At 67.3% G+C, this 18,759-nt stretch carries 17 protein-coding genes; 7 read left to right on the top strand and 10 right to left on the bottom strand.

The window, feature by feature from the left end; translation table 11 throughout:
- Positions 1–10 precede the first annotated feature (10 nt).
- Positions 11–550 (bottom strand): extensin family protein, encoded by a 540-nt coding sequence (locus SMN802W_RS0104330; RefSeq protein ID WP_019515665.1) that lies wholly within the window; start codon positions 548–550, stop codon positions 11–13.
- 413 nt (positions 551–963) lie between these two features.
- On the opposite strand from SMN802W_RS0104330, the gene SMN802W_RS0104335 reads away from it, so the two are divergent.
- The 7 genes from SMN802W_RS0104335 to SMN802W_RS0104365 all read left to right on the top strand — a co-directional run bounded on the left by SMN802W_RS0104335 (position 964) and on the right by SMN802W_RS0104365 (position 8,062).
- A complete protein-coding gene (locus SMN802W_RS0104335) occupies positions 964–2,127 on the top strand; it encodes a phosphoserine transaminase (RefSeq protein WP_019515666.1) in 1,164 nt (387 codons plus the stop codon).
- Between the two features lie 112 nt (positions 2,128–2,239).
- A complete protein-coding gene (gene serA, locus SMN802W_RS0104340) occupies positions 2,240–3,817 on the top strand; it encodes a phosphoglycerate dehydrogenase (RefSeq protein WP_026325737.1) in 1,578 nt (525 codons plus the stop codon).
- 119 nt (positions 3,818–3,936) lie between these two features.
- Entirely contained in the window at positions 3,937–4,275 is a 339-nt protein-coding gene (locus SMN802W_RS0104345) for an endonuclease domain-containing protein (protein ID WP_238560105.1), read from the top strand.
- Positions 4,275–5,369 carry an ATP phosphoribosyltransferase regulatory subunit gene (locus SMN802W_RS0104350; protein ID WP_019515669.1) on the top strand — a complete coding sequence of 365 codons (1,095 nt, stop codon included), beginning with the start codon at positions 4,275–4,277 and terminating at the stop codon, positions 5,367–5,369. The genes SMN802W_RS0104345 and SMN802W_RS0104350 overlap by 1 nt, the downstream gene beginning before the upstream one ends.
- Positions 5,370–5,453: 84 nt before the next feature.
- Positions 5,454–6,071: an energy transducer TonB gene (locus tag SMN802W_RS17505; RefSeq protein WP_238560121.1), complete on the top strand. Its 618-nt coding sequence runs from the start codon at positions 5,454–5,456 to the stop codon at positions 6,069–6,071.
- Between the two features lie 274 nt (positions 6,072–6,345).
- Entirely contained in the window at positions 6,346–7,635 is a 1,290-nt protein-coding gene (locus SMN802W_RS0104360; RefSeq protein WP_019515671.1) for an adenylosuccinate synthase, read from the top strand.
- 76 nt (positions 7,636–7,711) lie between these two features.
- Positions 7,712–8,062: a hypothetical protein gene (locus tag SMN802W_RS0104365; RefSeq protein ID WP_019515672.1), complete on the top strand. Its 351-nt coding sequence runs from the start codon at positions 7,712–7,714 to the stop codon at positions 8,060–8,062.
- 206 nt (positions 8,063–8,268) lie between these two features.
- Here the strand turns inward: SMN802W_RS0104365 and aroC are convergent, their stop codons facing one another.
- The 9 genes from aroC to SMN802W_RS0104410 all read right to left on the bottom strand — a co-directional run bounded on the left by aroC (position 8,269) and on the right by SMN802W_RS0104410 (position 18,750).
- Positions 8,269–9,348 (bottom strand): chorismate synthase, encoded by a 1,080-nt coding sequence (aroC, locus tag SMN802W_RS0104370; RefSeq protein WP_019515673.1) that lies wholly within the window; start codon positions 9,346–9,348, stop codon positions 8,269–8,271.
- Entirely contained in the window at positions 9,345–9,917 is a 573-nt protein-coding gene (locus SMN802W_RS0104375) for a GNAT family N-acetyltransferase (protein ID WP_019515674.1), read from the bottom strand. Before SMN802W_RS0104375 ends, aroC begins: the two co-directional genes overlap by 4 nt.
- Complete coding sequence (fabI, locus tag SMN802W_RS0104380; RefSeq protein WP_026325738.1) at positions 9,914–10,717, bottom strand: enoyl-ACP reductase FabI; 804 nt, start codon at positions 10,715–10,717, stop codon at positions 9,914–9,916. Before fabI ends, SMN802W_RS0104375 begins: the two co-directional genes overlap by 4 nt.
- Positions 10,714–11,619 carry a YihY/virulence factor BrkB family protein gene (locus SMN802W_RS0104385; RefSeq protein WP_193378573.1) on the bottom strand — a complete coding sequence of 302 codons (906 nt, stop codon included), beginning with the start codon at positions 11,617–11,619 and terminating at the stop codon, positions 10,714–10,716. The genes fabI and SMN802W_RS0104385 overlap by 4 nt, the downstream gene beginning before the upstream one ends.
- A 77-nt stretch (positions 11,620–11,696) precedes the next feature.
- Complete coding sequence (locus SMN802W_RS0104390; RefSeq protein ID WP_019515677.1) at positions 11,697–12,653, bottom strand: DnaJ C-terminal domain-containing protein; 957 nt, start codon at positions 12,651–12,653, stop codon at positions 11,697–11,699.
- A 57-nt stretch (positions 12,654–12,710) separates the two neighbouring features.
- Positions 12,711–13,613 (bottom strand): transglutaminase family protein, encoded by a 903-nt coding sequence (locus SMN802W_RS0104395; protein WP_019515678.1) that lies wholly within the window; start codon positions 13,611–13,613, stop codon positions 12,711–12,713.
- 7 nt (positions 13,614–13,620) lie between these two features.
- Positions 13,621–16,092, bottom strand: coding sequence for a circularly permuted type 2 ATP-grasp protein (locus SMN802W_RS0104400; protein ID WP_026325739.1), 2,472 nt, complete (start codon positions 16,090–16,092; stop codon positions 13,621–13,623).
- Between the two features lie 91 nt (positions 16,093–16,183).
- Complete coding sequence (locus SMN802W_RS0104405; protein ID WP_019515680.1) at positions 16,184–17,230, bottom strand: glycosyltransferase family 2 protein; 1,047 nt, start codon at positions 17,228–17,230, stop codon at positions 16,184–16,186.
- Positions 17,231–17,316: 86 nt separating this feature from the next.
- The gene (locus tag SMN802W_RS0104410) at positions 17,317–18,750 is read right to left on the bottom strand and encodes a M48 family metalloprotease (protein ID WP_019515681.1); all 1,434 of its coding nucleotides are present in this window, start codon (positions 18,748–18,750) and stop codon (positions 17,317–17,319) included.
- Positions 18,751–18,759: the final 9 nt, after the last annotated feature.

Here is an 18,759-nt window from a genome sequence, read left to right on the forward strand (position 1 = left end):
GCAAGACGCGCTAGCGGCAGAAGCTGGTGTGATCGTCCTCAAGGTGGAGGTGATCGTGGTGCGCGGCGTTATAGTCGGGCGACAGCACGGTGCCGAAGCGGCGGCATGCACTGGTGTGGATCGTCTGAAGAAAACGTCGCACGTCGGCGTCGGGAGAGTTCCAGTCGCGCTGGATGCTGACGCGGCGCCCGTCCTTCAGCTCGAACGTGGCGACATCGATCGCGTTGGCGATGGCGTGTCCCGACCGGCGGGCGGGGCCGCGTGTGCCGACGGTGTTGCGGCAGGCGTAGCTGCCCATGCTGACGATGCGCGACAGTTCGGAGCCGAGGATCTGGTATGCCGCCGGCGCGACGCCGTTGCGCGCCCACGCCGCGAACGCGCGCGCCTCGCCGCAGCGGACCGCGCCCAGGTTTGCGGTCGGCACGCCGATGTCGAGCAGCTTGACCGTGCCGGTCAGCCCGCAGCCCGGGCCGGTCTGCTTGTCGGGCAGCGGTTGAAAGTCGACCCCCATTGCCCGTAGGTCGGCGAAGCAGCGCTGCGTCTCGCGCACGCTTGGGGCCTCGGTGATGCGCGGCGCGGTTGCAGGTCGTTCGGTTCGGCCGCAGGCGGTGAGCGCGAGCAGCAGCGCAGTTGCAGCAAATGAGTGCCGGCCGCGCGGTGCTCGACGCGGAGACGTAGCACACGCGACCATTACGCGCTGGATCGCTGCCACCTCTTTTTCGCTACGCACGCTTACACACTTCATGAGTCGGGCGAGTATGCGGCGCAATCCTGCCTGGGTGTTAACGATGACAAAAGCTGCGGCAGGCCGGTGCCCGAGGCGGATGGGTCGTGCTTCTGTGTTAGGTCTGCGCGGAGCAACCCGCACGCTTGACGGTTGACGCCCGCCGCTATTTGCTGCAGCGCGGTCGACGGGCCACGCGGTCCCAACGCCGCGCGTGCTCTCTGTGAGGAGAGTTGACATTGACTGACACGTTTGCCGCCGACACCATCATTGCGCCTGAACTCGGTGGAACAAAGCCCGCGATCAAGCCGGTACGTCCGCATTTCTCGTCCGGCCCCTGCGCCAAGCCGCCGGGCTACGATCCCGCCAAGCTGGCGACCGACGTGCTCGGTCGCTCGCACCGCTCGAAGCTCGGGAAGCAGCGGCTGCAATATTGCATCGACCTGATGCGTGAGCTGCTGCGCCTGCCCGACACGCACCGGATCGGCATCGTTCCAGGCTCGGACACCGGCGCGTTCGAGATGGCGATGTGGACGATGCTCGGCGCACGCCCCGTCACCGCGCTCGCGTGGGAGAGTTTCGGCGAGGGCTGGGTGACCGATGCGGTCAAGCAGCTCAAGATCGATCCCACCGTAATCCGCGCCGATTACGGGCAGCTGCCCGACCTTACACAGGTCGATTGGTCGAACGACGTGCTGTTTACCTGGAACGGCACCACCAGCGGCGTTCGCGTACCGAACGGCGACTGGATCGCGGACGATCGTGAGGGGCTGAGCTTCGCCGACGCAACATCGGGCGTGTTCGCCTACGACCTGCCGTGGGACAAGATCGACGTCGCGACGTTCAGCTGGCAAAAGGTCCTGGGTGGTGAAGGCGCGCATGGCGTGCTGATCCTTGGGCCGCGCGCGGTCGAGCGGCTGGAGAGCTACACGCCTGCCTGGCCGCTACCCAAGGTGTTCCGCCTCGTCTCGAAGGGCAAGCTGTCGGAGGGCGTGTTCAAGGGCGAGACGATCAACACGCCGTCGATGCTCGCGGTCGAGGACGCGATCTGGTCGCTCGAATGGGCCAAGTCGCTCGGCGCAGGCGGGTTGATCGCGCGCTCCGACGCCAATGCCGCTGCGCTGGACCGGATCGTTGCCGAGCGTGAGTGGCTCGGGCATCTGGCGGAGGATCAGGCATCGCGCTCGAAGACCAGTGTCTGCCTGACGGTCGCCGGCGCAGACGAGGCGCTTATAAAGAAGATGGCGTCGCTTCTCGAGGCCGAGGGCGCCGCGTTCGACATCGCCGGCTATCGCGACGCGCCGCCGGGCCTGCGGATTTGGTGTGGTGCGACCGTCGATACCGCCGATATCGAGGCGCTCGGCCCCTGGCTCGACTGGGCCTACGCGCACGCGCGCGGCTGACTTCCCACAGGTGGTGAGGGGTGACCTCACCGATTCAAATCGACACAAGGGTCGGCGCGTGGGGCAGCCCCTCACCCCGACCCTCCCCCCGCGGGGGAGAGGGAGTAGAGACATGCCCAAGGTACTGATTTCCGACAAGATGGACCCGCGCGCGGCGCAGATTTTCCGTGAACGCGGGGTCGAGGTCGACGAGATCACCGGCAAGACGCCTGACGAGCTGAAGGCGATCATCGGCGTCTATGACGGCCTCGCGATCCGTTCCTCGACCAAGGTGACTGCCGACATCCTTGAACATGCGACCAACCTGAAGGTTATCGGACGTGCCGGAATCGGCGTCGACAATGTCGACATTCCCGCGGCGTCGGCGAAGGGTGTGGTCGTGATGAACACGCCGTTCGGCAATTCGATCACGACCGCCGAGCACGCCATCGCGCTGATGTTCGCGCTGGCGCGGCAATTGCCCGAGGCGGATGCGTCGACGCAGGCCGGCAAGTGGGAGAAGAACCGCTTCATGGGGGTCGAGCTGACCTCCAAGACGCTCGGGCTGATCGGCGCGGGCAACATTGGCTCGATCGTCGCCGACCGTGCGCGTGGGTTGAAGATGAAGGTGGTCGCGTTCGATCCGTTCCTGACGCCCGAGCGCGCGGTCGAGATCGGCGTCGAGAAGGTGACGCTCGACGAACTGCTCAGCAGAGCCGACTTCATCACGCTCCACACGCCGCTGACCGATCAGACGCGCAACATCCTGTCGGCGGAAAACATCGCCAAGACCAAGAAGGGTGTGCGGATCATCAACTGCGCGCGCGGCGGGCTGATCGACGAGGCGGCATTGAAGGACGCGCTCGATAGCGGCCAGGTCGCGGGCGCCGCGCTCGACGTGTTCGTTGAGGAGCCGGCGAAGGCGTCGCCCTTGTTCGGCACGCCCAATTTCGTCTCCACCCCGCATCTGGGCGCGTCGACCACCGAGGCGCAGGTCAACGTCGCGATCCAGGTCGCCGAGCAGATGGCCGACTATCTCGTGTCGGGCGGCGTCACCAACGCGCTCAACATGCCGAGCCTGTCGGCGGAGGAAGCGCCCAAGTTGAAGCCGTACATGGCGCTGGCCGAGAAGCTCGGCAGCCTAGTCGGGCAGCTGTCGACCGGCGCGATCGACCGCATCTCGGTCCATACCGAGGGAGCCGCGGCGGAACTGAACCAGAAGCCGATCACGAGTGCGGTGCTCGCCGGGTTCCTGCGTACGCAGACCGCGACCGTCAACATGGTCAACGCGCCGCTACTCGCGCGCGACCGCGGCATGGAGGTGCGCGAGATCAGGAGCGAGCGCGAAGGCGATTACCACACGCTGGTGCGCGTCTCGGTCCGCACCGCGGACGGAGAGCGATCGGTCGTAGGCACGCTGTTCGGCGACGCAGCGCCTCGGCTGGTCGAGCTGTTCGGGATCAAGGTCGAGGCCGATCTGGCGGGCCCGATGCTATACGTCGTCAACGAGGACGCGCCGGGCTTCATCGGTCGCCTGGGTACGCTGTTGGGAGAGGCGGGGGTCAACATCGGCACTTTCCACCTCGGCCGGCGTCAGGCGGGTGGCGAGGCGGTGCTGCTGCTCTCGGTCGACGAACGCGTCGACGGCGACCTGCTGGCGCGCGTGAAGGCGCTGCCGGGCGTGAAGACCGCGATGGGTCTGACGTTCTGAGGTGAGCGGCGGGGAAGCGGGAAGCAAAGCCCTCTCCCTGATGGGGAGAGGGTTGGGAGAGGGGGAGCGACGTGTCCACCGGCGAAACGCTTCGACGAGCGAAAGCGATGCGGTTGGAGATGACTCAGCCCGAACGTGAATTGTGGACCGCCCTGCGCGCCCATCGCTTCAGCGGCGTGAAGTTCAGCCGCCAGGTTCCGATCGGGCCCTTCATCCTCGACTTCGTTGCACGGTTACGCAAACTCGCGATCGAGGTTGACGGCGACACGCACGCGGGCAACGAGGCGCGTGACGAGCGGCGGACGGCGTGGCTCGAAGAGCAGGGCTATGATGTGATCCGGTTCAGCAACGCGGACGTGATGCACAATCTTGAGGGCGTGTTGTTGGCGATCAAGGAAGCGCTCGATGCCGGCCCCTCTCCCAAACCCTCTCCCCGGCGGGGAGAGGGCTTCCGTTGATGACCGCTCTCCTTCCCGAAGGTCTGCGCGATCGGCTGCCGCCGCACGCCGATGCCGCAGCCGCGATCGAGGCGCGCCTGCTCGCCGCCGTCGGGCTCCACGGCTATGAACGCGTCGACCCGCCGCTGGCCGAATATGCAGAGAGCCTGTCGACTCGCTTAAAGGCCGGCGGACTGACCGACGCGGTGCGCTTCGTCGATCCGGTATCACAGCGCACGCTCGCGGTCCGGCCCGACCTGACCGCGCAGGTCGCGCGCGTCGCGGCGACGCGGATGGCGCACCACCCGCGCCCGGTGCGGCTCAGTTATGCGGGATCGATCCTGAAACTGCGCGGGGGGCAGCTCTCGCCTGCGCGTGAGCTGCGGCAGATCGGGGCCGAGCTGATCGGGATGGACTCGGTCGCCGCCGCGCGAGAGGTCGTGACGGTCGCAGTGGAGGCGTTGGAGGCCGCAGGTGTTTCCGGCGTGTCGATCGACTTCACGCTGCCCGATCTGGTTGATGCACTCGCGGCCGGGCCACTGCCGGTGGCGCCCGAGCGCTTGGAGCAATTGCGCGACCGGCTCGATGCAAAGGACGCCGGCAGCGTCGCGCAACTCGCACCCGATTACCTGCCGCTGATCGAGGCCGCGGGAACGTTCGAGCAGGCACTCGCGCGATTACGGGCGCTTGATACCTCGGGTGTGCTGGCGTCGCGGCTTAATGGCCTGGCGCATATTGCGCGCGCGGTCGACAACCACGTCGCGCTGACGCTCGACCCGACCGAGCGGCATGGCTTCGAGTATCAGACCTGGCTCGGCTTCTCGCTGTTCGCGCGCGGCGCAGGCGCGGAGATCGGCCGCGGCGGCACCTACACGATCGTCCACGAGGGCGGCGCGGAAGAAGCCGCGACCGGCTTCTCGCTCTACGGCGACCGTCTGACGAGCGAGCCTGCACCCGAGCGCCGTCGTCTGTTCCTGCCGCTCGGCACCCCGGCCGAGGAGGGCGCAGCGATGCGCGCCGCCGGCTGGGTGACCGTTGCAGCGCTGGAGCCGGGCGACACGCCGGAGGCGCAATTATGCACGCACGTCTGGGCGGGCGAGGTAAGGGCGGCTTAGGCCGCCATCGTACACGGGCGTTGTCATACCCGGCTTGATGCACGATCATCAGAAGGGAGATAGCTGATGAGCGAGATCGTGTTGGTGGCGCTTGCCGGCCCCGCGATTATCTATCCAGGGCCAACGCCGATCGGCGATCCTGCCAGGTGGATTGGCCCGTCCGATTATCCGGCTGATGCCATCTTCGAGCGCAAGCAGGGCGTCTCGGTTGTTGAAGTCACCGTTGATCCGACAGGCCATGCGGTGCAGTGCAGGGTTCCAGTTGGGAGTGGCAGCGTATCGCTTGACAAGACAGCATGTGCAGCCGTTGCGGGGCGGGGATTGTGGCAGCCGACGATCGATCAATCGGGTAAGCCGATCTTCGCAATCTATCGACAGCGGGTGTCGTGGATGCTTCCGGGGCCGCTTTTCAAGTCGCCCGGCGTTCAATCAGACATGCAGATCGAGGTCGCGAAGCTGCCCGTTTCTGCTGGCGATGCGACGGTCGTCGTTCGTCAGATACAGCGCGCGGATGGCAGTCAGGAAAGCTGCGAGGTCGTGCAGCCAAGCCCCTCGCCGGCGCTCAACAGCATCGCATGTATCGTTGGCGCGCAGCTGACCGCGACCGCGCCGATCGGCGATGCGGCTGGCCAACGTGTGCGCGGCGCGCGCTGGCGTATGATCGAGTTCGTCGAGAAAGGTGCCGCACCTCCTTCCAAGTAGCAAGGCGGGCGTTTGTCGGCTGTCCTACGCTCGCGTCTGGTGGCAGACCGTGAGCGTGCCGTTCGATCCCCTGTCTGCCCGCTCAACTCGTATTGTTCTGGGCACGCTCTCGCGCGCATATGCGGATGGGTGTAACTTCAGTGACCTTCCACCACTCGGTTGACCCGCCGCGCGCGCACGGCTACCCGCGCCGCGGACAATTCGGAACCGTTCGCGCGCCGAGCCCTGTCGAAGGGCGCGCGGACTGCACGCGGCAGGCGGAGTTCTGTATCTCATGGCGAATGTAGCAGTGGTCGGCGCCCAATGGGGCGACGAGGGCAAGGGCAAGGTCGTTGACTGGCTCGCCGAGCGCGCCGACGTGGTCGTCCGCTTTCAGGGCGGGCACAACGCGGGCCACACGCTGGTGGTGGGCGAGAACGTTTACAAACTGTCGTTGCTGCCCTCGGGCATCGTACGCGGTACGCCTTCGGTGATCGGGAACGGCGTCGTGCTCGACCCCTGGGCGCTGCGTGACGAGGTCGGGCGGCTGAGCAAGCAGGGCGTCGTCGCCACGCCCGATACGCTCAGGATCGCGGATACCTGCGCGCTGATCCTGCCGTTCCACCGCGATCTTGATGCGCTGCGCGAGGATGCGAGCGGGGCGGGGAAGATCGGCACCACGCGCCGCGGCATCGGCCCGGCGTACGAGGACAAGGTCGGTCGCCGCGCGCTGCGGGTATGCGATCTTGCGCATCTGGATGACCTTGGACCACAGCTAGACCGCCTGTGCGCGCACCACGATGCGTTGCGCGCCGGCTTCGGCGAGGCACCGATCGACCGTGAGCGCCTGCTCGCCGACCTGCGTGAGATCGCCGAGTTCGTGCTCTCGTTCGCAAAGCCCGTGTGGCGCGACCTGAACGAGGCACGCACGGCGGGTCGCCGCATCCTGTTCGAGGGTGCGCAGGGCGTGTTGCTCGATGTCGATCACGGCACCTACCCCTATGTCACCTCGTCCAACACGATCGCGGGCACCGCGGCGGGCGGGTCGGGGCTAGGGCCGGCGGCGGTCGGCTTCGTACTCGGCATCGCCAAGGCGTACACCACGCGCGTTGGATCGGGACCGTTCCCGACCGAGCTTGACGACGAGACGGGCGAACGGCTTGGCACGCGCGGCCGCGAGTTCGGCACGGTGACGGGGCGCAAGCGCCGCTGCGGCTGGTTCGACGCGGTGCTGGTGCGGCAATCGGCGGCGGTCAGCGGCATCACCGGCATCGCGCTCACCAAGCTCGACGTGCTCGACGGCTTTGAGACGATCAGCATCTGCACGGGCTACCGGCTGCGTGGGGCCGAGCTCGATTACTACCCCGCGCACGCGAAGGATCAGGCGGAGGTCGAGCCGATCTACGAGGTGATGGAGGGATGGTCGGGCTCGACCGCGGGCGCGCGCAGCTGGGCCGATCTGCCGGCACAGGCGATCAAGTACATCCGCCGCGTCGAAGAGCTGATCCGCTGCCCGGTTGCGCTCGTCTCGACGAGTCCGGAGCGCGAGGATACGATCCTTGTGCGCGATCCGTTCGCCGACTGATCCGACCGACATACGAAAAGGCCCGGGCGTGAACCCGAGCCTTTTCTGATCACACCCTAACGAGGATCAGCGCGGCGTGCTGCCCATCGTGTTCGGCGTCGTGCTCACCGGGTCGGTCGACGGCGTCATTGTCGAGTCGGTCGTCGACGTGCTCGGGTTCGTGCTGGGCGACGACATCGTGCCCTTGCGCGTGCTGCGGCGCGACGAACGCGTCGTCGTGGTGGTCGACGGTGTGCTCATGGTCGAGTTGGTCGACATCGTGCTGTCGGTGGTCGGCGACTGCATCGAACCCATGGTGCCGGTCTGGCTGCCCATGGAGCCGGTCGTGGTGCCGGTGCCCATCGAGCCACCCGCGGTGCCGCCGGTGGTCTGCGCTGAGGCCAGCGCCGGGAATGCAAGCGCCATTGCGGCGAGCGGGATCATGTAACGCATTTCAGTCTCTCCTTCGTATCGGAAGGCTTAACGAGACGTATCCCAAGATGTTCCGGCTGCTGCGGCCGGTTGGGTGCGCGACAAGTCGGATCGAGTAAAATAGACTTACGATCGATTAGTGAAAATCGACGATCATTGCGGGGGTAATTGTACTTCATCGGTACTACCCCGACTACTGCCATTATTGCCGTTCCGCGACAATCACCCACATTGCGCGCGGTGGAGCAATGCCTGATCCGCCAGCACCAGCGCGACCATCGCTTCGACCACCGGCACTCCGCGAATACCGACACACGGATCGTGCCGGCCGCGCGTGGCGATCTCCGCCGCCTCGCCCGTCCGCGTGATCGTCTCAACCGGGGTCAGGATCGAGCTGGTCGGCTTGAACGCAACGCGTAGCCGGATCGGCTGTCCCGTCGCTATCCCGCCCGCGATGCCGCCGGCATGGTTGGTGAGAAAGGCCGGGCGGTCCTTCCCGCCATCGGCGCCGGGGCGCATGCGATCGGCATTCTCCTCGCCCGACAAGGCAGCCGCGGCGAATCCGTCGCCGATTTCGACACCCTTCACCGCGTTGATCGACATGGCGGCGGCGGCGAGTTCGCTGTCGAGCTTGGCGTAAAGCGGCGCGCCCCAGCCGGCGGGCACGCCGGTCGCCTCGCACGCGACCACCGCGCCGAGCGACGATCCCGCCTTGCGCGCCGCGTCTACCTTCGCCTCCCAGCGTACCGCTGCCTCCGCATCAGGGCAAAAGAAGGGATTGGCGTCGATCTGCGCGTCGTCAAACCGTGCGGGATCGATCGCGTCACCGCCGATCGCCTCGACCCAGGCGCGGATGCGGACCTGCGGCACGACCAGCCGCGCGACCGCGCCCGCTGCGACGCGCGACGCGGTCTCGCGTGCCGACGACCGCCCGCCGCCGCGATAATCGCGGAAGCCGTATTTGGCGTCATAGGCGTAATCGGCGTGACCGGGACGATAGGCCTGCGCCACCTCCGAATAATCCTTCGATCGCTGGTCGACATTCTCGATCATCAGACTGATCGGCGTGCCGGTCGTGCGGCCTTCGAACACGCCCGACAGGATGCGCACTTCGTCCGGCTCGCGTCGTTGCGTCGTGAAGCGCGACGTGCCGGGGCGGCGGCGGTCGAGCCACGGCTGGATGTCGCCTTCCGTCAGTGCGATCCCCGGCGGGCAGCCATCGACTACCGCGCCGATCGCCGGACCGTGGCTCTCACCCCAGGTCGTGAAGCGAAACACGCGACCAAAGGTGTTGAAGCTCATGGTTGTGACAGCGCCTCAAATGGAGAGGCGTGGCGCGCATGCTCGCGCACGCCGCATGGCATCAACCCGCCCTGGAGCGGTAATGCCATCAGATAATCGCCCGCATAGGGCGAGGCGAAATTGCGCGCGAAATCGGCATCGAAGCCGAAGCGCGCGTAGAAAGCGGGATCGCCCAGCACGAAGCAGAGCACCACACCCTCCTGCTCCAGCCGATCAAGCCCGGCCTGGATCAGCGCCTCGGCGACGCCTTGCTGACGGTGCGCCGCGGCCACCGCCACGGGTGCCAGCGCCACCGCAGCGATCGGCTTGCCCGCGACCGCGACATCCATGCGGCTGAACGCCACCGTCCCGACGAGCGCGCCGGTTTCTTCATCATGGGCGGCGAGCATCAGCACCATGTCGCCCGCAACACACAGATCGCGAACCAGATCGGCCTCCTCCGCCCGTGCGAAGCTGCTGCGCAGCAGAGCGTCGATCGCGGCGACGTCTGCCCCGCCAGCGGGTGCGATCGCGATCATGCCCGTGTCGCTTGCAGCCTGACCACCGTGCGCGGCGTCGCGAGCACTCACGCCAACGCGATGTCGGGTGCGTCCTCGGCCTTCATGCCGATGACATTGTAGCCGGCATCGACGTGATGGATCTCGCCCGTCACGCCCGCGGCGAGGTCGGACAACAGGTACAACCCTGCGCCGCCGACATCGTCGATCGTGACGTTGCGGCGCAGCGGAGAGTTGAGCTCGTTCCACTTCAGAATGTAGCGGAAATCGCCGATGCCGCTCGCCGCCAGCGTCTTGATCGGACCGGCCGAGATCGCGTTCACGCGGATGTTCTCCGGCCCCAGATCCATCGCCAGATATTTGACGCTCGTCTCCAGCGCCGCCTTGGCGACGCCCATGACGTTGTAGTGCGGCACGACCTTCTCCGCGCCGTAATAGCTGAGCGTCAGCAGGCTGCCGCCGTCCGGCATCATCGCGCGCGCGCGCTTCGCCACCGCGACGAAGCTGTAGGCGGACACGTTCATCGTCAGCAGGAAATTGTCGAGGCTGGTGTCGACATACTTGCCGCGCAATTCGTTCTTGTCGGAGAAGCCGATCGCGTGGACGACGAAGTCGAGCGTCGGCCAGTCGGCGGCGAGCGCATCGAACGCTGCGTCCAGCCGCGTCATGTCCGACACGTCGCAGTCGATCAGCTTGCTCGAGCCGAGCTGCTCGGCGAGCGGACGCACGCGCTTTTCAAGCGATTCACCCTGGTAGGAGAAGGCGAGTTCGGCGCCCGCCTCGCTCAGCTTCTTCGCAATACCCCATGCGAGCGACCGATCGTTGGCGAGCCCCATGATCAGCCCGCGCTTGCCCGCCATCAATCCGTTCACGCCGTCGCCGTCCCTGCTATCATCTTGTCAGCTGTTCCCTCTACAACCGGTTCGGGCGGTTCCGCCAGTGCCGCGTTCAGATGCGCGCCGAACACGAGGCCAAGCCCGATCAGGTAGAAGAACAACAGCATGACGACCACGCCCGCGAGACTCCCGTAGGTCAGGTCGTAACCGCCCAGCTTGGAGAGCACCCACGGCAATCCCGCAGTCATGCTGACCCACCAGAGCGCGGTAAACAAAGCACCCGGCCATTTGCGATCGTCGCTATGACGATATTTGCTCGGCGTGACTGAGTAGAACAGCATGTACAGCGCGCCGAACATGATCGCGGCGGGAACGAAGCGGGCGAGGCCCAGCCAGCCGGCAATATTCTCAGCGAACGGAAGCAGACGATAGATGAACTGCTCGGCCGCGGTCAGCATGCCCTGGACGAAGAACGAGACCAGCGCGACGAACACCGATGCGACGATCGCCAGGCTGAGCCCCAGCCTCGCGCGCCACAGCGACTGCGTCGCGCGCGTACCGTATGCGCGGCGGAAGATGTCGCGGATCGTCTCGATGAAGCTGCCGACCGTCCACAGTCCGACGAGGCCACCCAGCCACAGCAGCGATCCCGTCCGCGCCTGCAACACGTCCGCGATCGGCTTGCGCAACAGCTCGGCCGATTCAGGCGGCAGCACCGACAAGAAGCTCGCCACAGCGCGCTGCGTTTCCGCGCTTTGCCCGACCAGCGACAGCACCGCCGCCGCCACGATGAAGAAGGGAAATAGCGTCATCAGCGCGAGATAGGCGAGGTTGCCGGCGTGGATGAAACCGTCATTGTAGACGCCAAGCGCGGCACGCTTCAGCACCTCGAAGAAGGCGCTACCCGGTTTCACCCGCGCATATTCCTTCGACACCATCGCGCGCGCACTGGCGTGGTGACGGGCGCGGTCTTCGGGCGTCAGCGAGGGCGGGGCATCGACATCAGTCACTCGACTCAGACGCCCATCGCGTCGCGCGGGTTCCGCTCCTCGGGTGACCAGTCGACGACGAACGCCTTCAACGCCGCGTCGTCGGCGGGCAGATCGACCATCAGCGTGACCAACTGATCGCCGCGACCACCACCTTTCTTGTGGAAGCCCTTGCCCTTCAGGCGCAACACCTTGCCGCTGGTCGCGCCGGGCGCGATCGTCAGCATGACCGGCTTCTCGACCGTGGGTGCCTTCACCGCACCACCCAGCACCGCCTCGCGCAGGCTGATCGGTAAGTCGAGGCGCACGTCATCGCCCTCGCGCGTGAAGAAACGGTGCGGCACGACCTCGATCGTCACGATCGCGTCGCCGGCGCCGCCCGGACCGGCCTCACCTTTGCCGGACAGCCGCATCTGCGTGCCATCCTCGACACCCGCGGGCAGTTTCAGATCGATCGTCTTGCCGTCGCCGAGCGTGATCCGCTGCGCTGCCATTGCCGCTGCATCGACGAAGGGGACGCGCAGGCGATACTGCACGTTCGCGCCCTTTGCGCGCGGCTGCTGGCGACGGCCAAAACCGCTGGCGAACCCGCCGCCGCCTGCCTGCCGCCCGCCGAACAGCCCTTCGAAGATGTCGGACATGTCCGCGCCTTCGCCGCCGAAGTCGAACTGCTGACCCTGAAAGCCGCCGCCCCCCATGCCACCGGGGCCACCCGGACCGCCGGGTCGCCCGCCACCGCCGAAGCCGAACGGTGCGGCAGGATTGCCGTCGCCATCGATCTCGCCGCGATCGAAGCGCGCGCGTTTATCCTTGTCGGTCAGCAGGTCGTACGCGCCCGTCACCTGGCTGAACCGCTCGGACGCCTTGGGGTTATCCTTGTTGCGGTCGGGATGCAGCTCTTTTGCGAGCTTGCGATATGCTTTCTTGATGTCGGCCTCGGACGCGCTCCGCGCGACGCCCAGGGTCTGGTACGGATCGGCCATCTATTCCCCGTTGAGTGTGTTACCCGACTATGTGGGGCAGGTTGATGATGAGTGCAATCACGCCGGTTCTTCCTGCGCTGGCATCTCCTGGGGGGCGACGTCGACGCTGACCTCCATCGATTGCGCGCCCGAGCCGAGCACGACGCCGTCGACCGGCGCGATCTCGGCATAGTCGCGTCCGACCGCGACAACGACATGGTCGCCCGCCATCCAGATGCCGTTGGTGGGATCGAGCCCGACCCAGCCGTGATCGGGACCGCACCACAGCAGCACCCAGGCGTGTGTCGCGTCGGCGCCGACCAGCCGCTCCTGACCGGGGGGCGGGAGCGTGCGGATGTAGCCCGAGGCGTAGGCGGCGGGCAGTCCGGCGGCGCGGAGCCCCGTGATCATGATCTGCGCGAAATCCTGGCACACGCCGCGCCGCTTCGCGAACGCTTCGTGCGGGGGGGTGTCGACCAGAGTCGCGGTCGCGTCGAATGCGAAATCGTGCTGGATCCGCCGCGCGAGTGCGATGCCGGCTTCCAAGGCACCGCGGCCCGGATCGAGATCGGTCGCGCAATAATCGGCAATGGCCTGGTCGAGCGGGATCAGTGGGGAGGGGAACAGGTAGTTCGCGGGGCTCGCCGCCGACAGGTCGCTTGATGCGCGCGCGAGCGCGGCGATCTCTCCAAGCGTCGGGTCGCCGGCATCCGGCATCGGTACAAGCCGATCAACGCGGACGCGCGCCATCGACTCGATCGTCAGCCGGCGGACCGGCTGCTCAATAACCAGCCGTGTCACATTGGCGAGTCCGGCCTCCGCGACCGCGGGGTAGGTGCGCCCGAACGGAGTGACGCGGAGCTCATACTGTTCGACGCTCTGCCCCGGCCAGTCAACCGGGCGCAGCCGCAGGTTGCAGCGCGCGAACTTGACCGCGTTGCCGTAATCGAACCGCGTGACGTGAACGATGTCGTAGATCACGTCGTGCTCACGCCAGCGTCAGGCCGCTGGCGCGCAACGGCTCCGCACCTTGCAGGAAGTATCGCCGCGCGACCGCGTCGGAGATGCGCGCCAGCCGCCGCTCGACCTCGGCGAGCAGGTCGGCATCGATCGTCGCGGCGCGCGCGGTTGCGACCAGCGCCTTCAACTCGGTCGCCTCGACCTGCTGCGGCTCGGCCATGCCGTCGTCACCCAGCACCGGAAGCGCCGAAAGATGCTCGCCGATCGCTTCGACCTGGAACGCCAGCGCGCGCGGGTTGCCGGGGTCGAGCAGCACAAGGTCGATCGCGGGCACGCGCGCGACCCCGGTCAGGTAGCGCTGGCGATAGCTGATCTGGCTGTTGGCGAGGTCAAGCAGCGTCGACACGTCGTCCTGGCTACCGCCCACCATGCCGAAGCCACGCGCCGCACGGACGATCGCCCCCGCGCGCTCGATCCGGCGGCCGAGATCGTGGAACCGCCATGACGCGGTGCGCCCCATATGCTCGGCCGACAGGCCAGCGATCGCGGCGTAGCGGCGCTGGAGCGAGCCGGTGCGGTCGAGCATGCCGCGATGCGTCGGGAAGGGCGCGTCGAGCAGGCGCACCATGTCGGCCGACAGCCGGTCGCGGCAGCCGCCCGCAATACGGTTGGTATGGCCGTTGATCGTGCGCACCGATTGCCACTCGTGCGCCTCCATCGCGGTGCGCGCGAACTGCGTCAGGTCCGTACGACGCAATGTCGGCGGGGCAGGGGCGGCTCCGCTTGCGACAATCTCCGACACCAGGCGCGCCACCGTGTCGAGCCCGAGCGCCGCGCCTGCATCTGCGTCGATCGAATTCCCAAGCATCACGCGGATTGCGGTCAGCAGCGCCTCGCCACGCTCCAGATAACGACCTAGCCAGAAGAAATTGTCGGCGACGCGGCTCGGCAGCGTACCGGGATTGCGCCGGATCTGCTGCGTGTTGATCGCGGGCAGCAGTGACAGCGTCGGCACCGGCTCGGGCCCATGGACGCAGACATCGGCCGACCACATGCCTTCGCCCATCACCGCGGCGCGATTGTCGGGGTGCTCGCCAATTCGCGCGAAGCCGCCGGGCATCACCTGCCAGCGCCCCTCGCCATCGCGCGCGGCAAAGACGCGCAACGTGAACGGGCGCGGCACCAGCGCGTCGCCGACGACCACCGGCATGGTCGACAGCCTGACCACCTCCTGCCCGACATAATCCTGCGGGCGTCGGTCGAGGTCGGCGAGGAAGCGCGCGCGTGCGTCCTCGTCCATGTCGCCGCCCGCAACCGTCCGCTCACCCGGCAAACCGAGCGTCGCGCTGCCGAAGGCGGAGGAGAGCAGCATCGAGCGATGCTCCTCCGCGACGTGGGCGCATTCGGACGGCTGCCCGCACCACCAGGTCGCGATCTGCGGCAGGCGCAGCTCGTCGCCCGTCAGACGGGTGCACAGCTGCGGCAGGAATGCGCCGATCGCGGCACTCTCCAGCACGCCTGCGCCCGGTGCGTTGGCGAGCACGACGTTCCCGGCCGCATAGGCGTCGATCAGTCCGGGGACGCCGATCTGCGAATGGCTGTCGAATGCCAATGGATCAAGCAGTCGCGGATCAACACGGCGCCACAACGCATCGATCCGCTTCAGCCCCGCAATCGTGCGGACATAGACCTTGTCCTCCAGCGCGGCGAGGTCGTCGCCCTCGACCAGCAGCAATCCCAGATAGCGCGCCAGATGCGCCTGTTCGGGATAGCTGGTGTTATACCGCCCGGGGGTAAGCAGCCCGATGCGCGGGTCGCTGCGCCGGCATGCGGCGGCGAGGCCGTCGCGGAATGCGGCAAAGAAGGAGGCGTGGCGACGTACGTTCAATCGCGCCTGCAATCCGCCGAGCGTGCGGCTGACCGCCAGTCGGTTTTCCAGCGCATAGCCCGCGCCGGTCGGCATTCGCAGATGATCGGCAAGTACGCGCCACTCGCCCGACGGACCGCGCCCCAGCTCGACCGCGACGAAATGCAGGTGATGACCGCCCGGCGGCGCAAGTCCCACCAGCGGGCGTGTGAAGTGCGGGCTGCCCGTCACCAGCGCCGCGGGCAGGTGCCCGCGCGAGACGAGATTGCCGGGTCCGTAAAGGTCGCCGAGGATCAGCTCGAGCAGGTCGGCGCGCTGGACGACGCCACGCTCGATATGCTGCCATTCGTCGTTGTCGATCAGCATCGGCACCGGCGACAAGGGCCACGGCCGCTCGTTCGCCTCGCCGATGACGCGGAAGCCGGTGCCGATGTCGACCGAATGCCGCTGCACCCGTTCGCGCGCATGGCCTAGGTTGTCGCCTGCAACTGCGGCGAGCTCCTCCAGCATCGCGGTCCAGGCAAGGTCGGGCGAGCCGCACAGCACGTCAGCGCCGCCGGCGGTCGCGCAATAATCGCCGACCCAGCGGCGCGCATGGGTGCCGGCGTCGAACAAGGCGGGTTGTGTCGCCAATCCAGTCCCCAAGCGGTGCGCCGGGTGATCTAGGTCAAGCGGGTCATCAACACAAAGGGAAAGCGCGCCTCGACTGGTCCGGCTGCGTTGGTCAGGCGGCGCGACCGCCCGCGACCTGCTCCGCCGGGACGATCGTCGTCTCGGCCTGGAACCCCAGCGTCGCGCGGCCGTGCACCGGACCCGCGATGTCGGCGACGAGGTAGAGCGGGCGTCGCTTTGCCTCGATGTAGAGCCGGCCGAGATACTCTCCGATCATGCCGAGCACGAACATCTGGATCGAGCTCAGCACGACGACGACGAGCATGGTCGAGGTCCAGCCCTGCACCCGGTCGCCGGCGAAATAGCCCCACGCGATGTAGAACAGCAGCAGCAGCGAGACGCCGGCGAGCACCACCGACAGATGGCTCGCCCAGCGAAGCGGTGCGGTGGAGAAGCCGGTCACCGCGTCGAGTGCCAGCCGCACCATCTTGCCGAGCGGGTAGTTGGTCTCACCCGCGTGCCGTTCCGCGCGGTCGTAGGGGAAGGGCACCTGACGGAAGCCCACCCAGGCGACCATGCCGCGGATGAAGCGCGCCTGTTCGGGCAGCGACAGCAGTGCGTCGAGTGCACGACGCGTCATCAGGCGGAAATCGCCGGTGTCGAGCGGGATCGGGGTATCGGTGACGCGGTCGAGCACGCGGTAGAAAGCGGCGGCGGTCGCCTTCTTGAACAGCGTCTCGCCCTGGCGCTTGCGGCGCACCGCATAGACGACATCGGCGCCCTCGCGCGCCATCGCCTCGCACATGTCACCCAGAAGCTCGGGCGGATCCTGCAGATCGGCGTCGATGATGAGGATATACTGGCCCGAGCAAAGGTCGAGCCCAGCGGTCAGCGCCAGCTGGTGCCCGTGATTGCGCGACAGGTTGACCGCCACGACGTGGTTGTCCTCGCTCGCCAGCCGCTGCATCGCCACCCAGCTGCCGTCGCGCGATCCGTCGTTGATCAGCACGATCTCGTGATCGTCGCCGACGACGCCGCGCACCGCCGCCGATACGCGCGCGTGAAGCAGCGGCAGCGTCGCCTCTTCGTTGTAGCACGGAATGACGACCGAGATGGCGGGACGGCGGGTGACGGTGTGGCTTGCGAGCGGGCGGGACATGGCCGCTCGGGTAAAGCACCGTTGCCACGAACGCAAAGGCGCGCGTGCGGCTTGCCCCGCCCCGCGCGCCGTTCGTCAGATGCGGATCAGCCCGCGACCACCAGCTTCACCAGCATGCCCGGCGTCAGCCGGGCGTCGTCGGCAAGGCCGTTGAGTGTCAGGAACCGCTCGCGCTGGTAAGTTGGATATGCCATCTGCCGCGAAAGGCTGTCGACCGTGTCGCCCGCCTTGATGGTGGCGATGCGGATGCGCTTGCCTTTGATCGCAGCAGCTTCGGTGGCGCTCATTGGTGCGAGGCTCTCGATCAGCGGCGTGAACGCGCCGATGCCCGATCCACGCGGCGTGACCAGCGTGAAATTGTAAGTAGCGGACAGGAAGCGGTAGGCGACGATCGTCGCGTCGACCGCGCGCCCGTTCGCCGACGCGCTGACGGTCGACCAGGCGTAATCCACGCCGTTGGCGCGTCCGGTGCGCACCTCGCCGCCGGCGGAAGCGCCGAGACTGGAGAAGCGTTGGGTGATGAAGCCGGGCAGGTCGCTGGTCGCCGCGGCGGTGCGGAACTGCGCCTGTCCGCCGCTGCCCGACACGGTAACTGCATCGGTGCCGTTGTTGATCTGATATCCCGCGGGTGCGGTGAAGCGGATGCGTAAGCCGGGATGGAGGAACGTCTGCCCGTCGATCACACCCTGCGCCGGATCGTCGTCATAGCGCAGCCCGTCGAGCCGGCGCAGAAAAGCGATATCCTGCTGCGCCGGCGGCTCAGTGCGGCCCGTCGCCTGCGCCAGCGCACGCGCGCGGCGAATACGGTCAATGCCGTTCGGGTGCGTCGAGGCCCAGGTCGGCACTGCATTGGCATCGCGACCGGCAACGCGCGCCTGCAACGTCGTCTCGTCGTTCAACTGCGCCAGCATGTCGGCCGCGGCATAGGGATCGTAGCCCGCGGCAGTGATGTACTTCACGCCCAGCCCGTCGGCGGCATATTCCTGATCGCGACCATATTTGAGCGTGTACAGCCCGGCCGCCTGCTGTGCTCCCTTGCCGACCAATTGCCCCAGCGCACCGTTGCCCGCGACCGCACCGACGACGCCGGCGAGCAGCCCGCCGAGCGACGCGGTTCGGTTGCGTCCGGCCGAGTGGCGCGCGGCGACGTGCCCGACCTCGTGCCCCATCACCGAGGCGAGTTCGGCCTCCGAGTTCATCAGCGCCATCAGCTGCCGCGTGACGTAGACATAGCCGCCGGGGATCGCGAACGCATTCTCGACCGGCGAGTTGAGCAAGGTGACGGTAAAGTCGCCCTGCGCGTTCGACAGCCCGGACTGCACCGCAACGCGCTTGCCGACCTGCTCGACATAGGCGGCCTGCGGACCGTCATAGGCGCCGCCGAACTCGGCCAACAGCTGAGGGTTCGCCTGTGCGCCCTGTGCCTTGTCGGTGGCGGAGATGGACTGGGCCGCAACAGGCGTCGCGGTCGTGGCGATGGTGCCCGCGGCGAGCGCGGTGGCGGCAAGCAGATAACGCATGATGTTCCT

The organism is Sphingomonas sp. Mn802worker (genome assembly GCF_000382485.1).
Taxonomy (GTDB): domain Bacteria; phylum Pseudomonadota; class Alphaproteobacteria; order Sphingomonadales; family Sphingomonadaceae; genus Sphingomonas.

What these genes read in the sequence shown, in the direction of transcription:
- serA (WP_026325737.1), top strand. Translation starts at nt 2,240, where the DNA reads ATGCCCAAGGTACTGATTTCCGACAAGATGGACCCGCGCGCGGCGCAG.
- SMN802W_RS0104345 (WP_238560105.1), top strand. Translation starts at nt 3,937, where the DNA reads ATGACTCAGCCCGAACGTGAATTGTGGACCGCCCTGCGCGCCCATCGC.
- SMN802W_RS0104350 (WP_019515669.1), top strand. Translation starts at nt 4,275, where the DNA reads ATGACCGCTCTCCTTCCCGAAGGTCTGCGCGATCGGCTGCCGCCGCAC.
- SMN802W_RS0104360 (WP_019515671.1), top strand. Translation starts at nt 6,346, where the DNA reads ATGGCGAATGTAGCAGTGGTCGGCGCCCAATGGGGCGACGAGGGCAAG.
- aroC (WP_019515673.1), bottom strand. Translation starts at nt 9,348, where the DNA reads ATGAGCTTCAACACCTTTGGTCGCGTGTTTCGCTTCACGACCTGGGGT.
- SMN802W_RS0104385 (WP_193378573.1), bottom strand. Translation starts at nt 11,619, where the DNA reads ATGGTGTCGAAGGAATATGCGCGGGTGAAACCGGGTAGCGCCTTCTTC.
- SMN802W_RS0104390 (WP_019515677.1), bottom strand. Translation starts at nt 12,653, where the DNA reads ATGGCCGATCCGTACCAGACCCTGGGCGTCGCGCGGAGCGCGTCCGAG.
- SMN802W_RS0104405 (WP_019515680.1), bottom strand. Translation starts at nt 17,230, where the DNA reads ATGTCCCGCCCGCTCGCAAGCCACACCGTCACCCGCCGTCCCGCCATC.
- SMN802W_RS0104410 (WP_019515681.1), bottom strand. Translation starts at nt 18,750, where the DNA reads ATGCGTTATCTGCTTGCCGCCACCGCGCTCGCCGCGGGCACCATCGCC.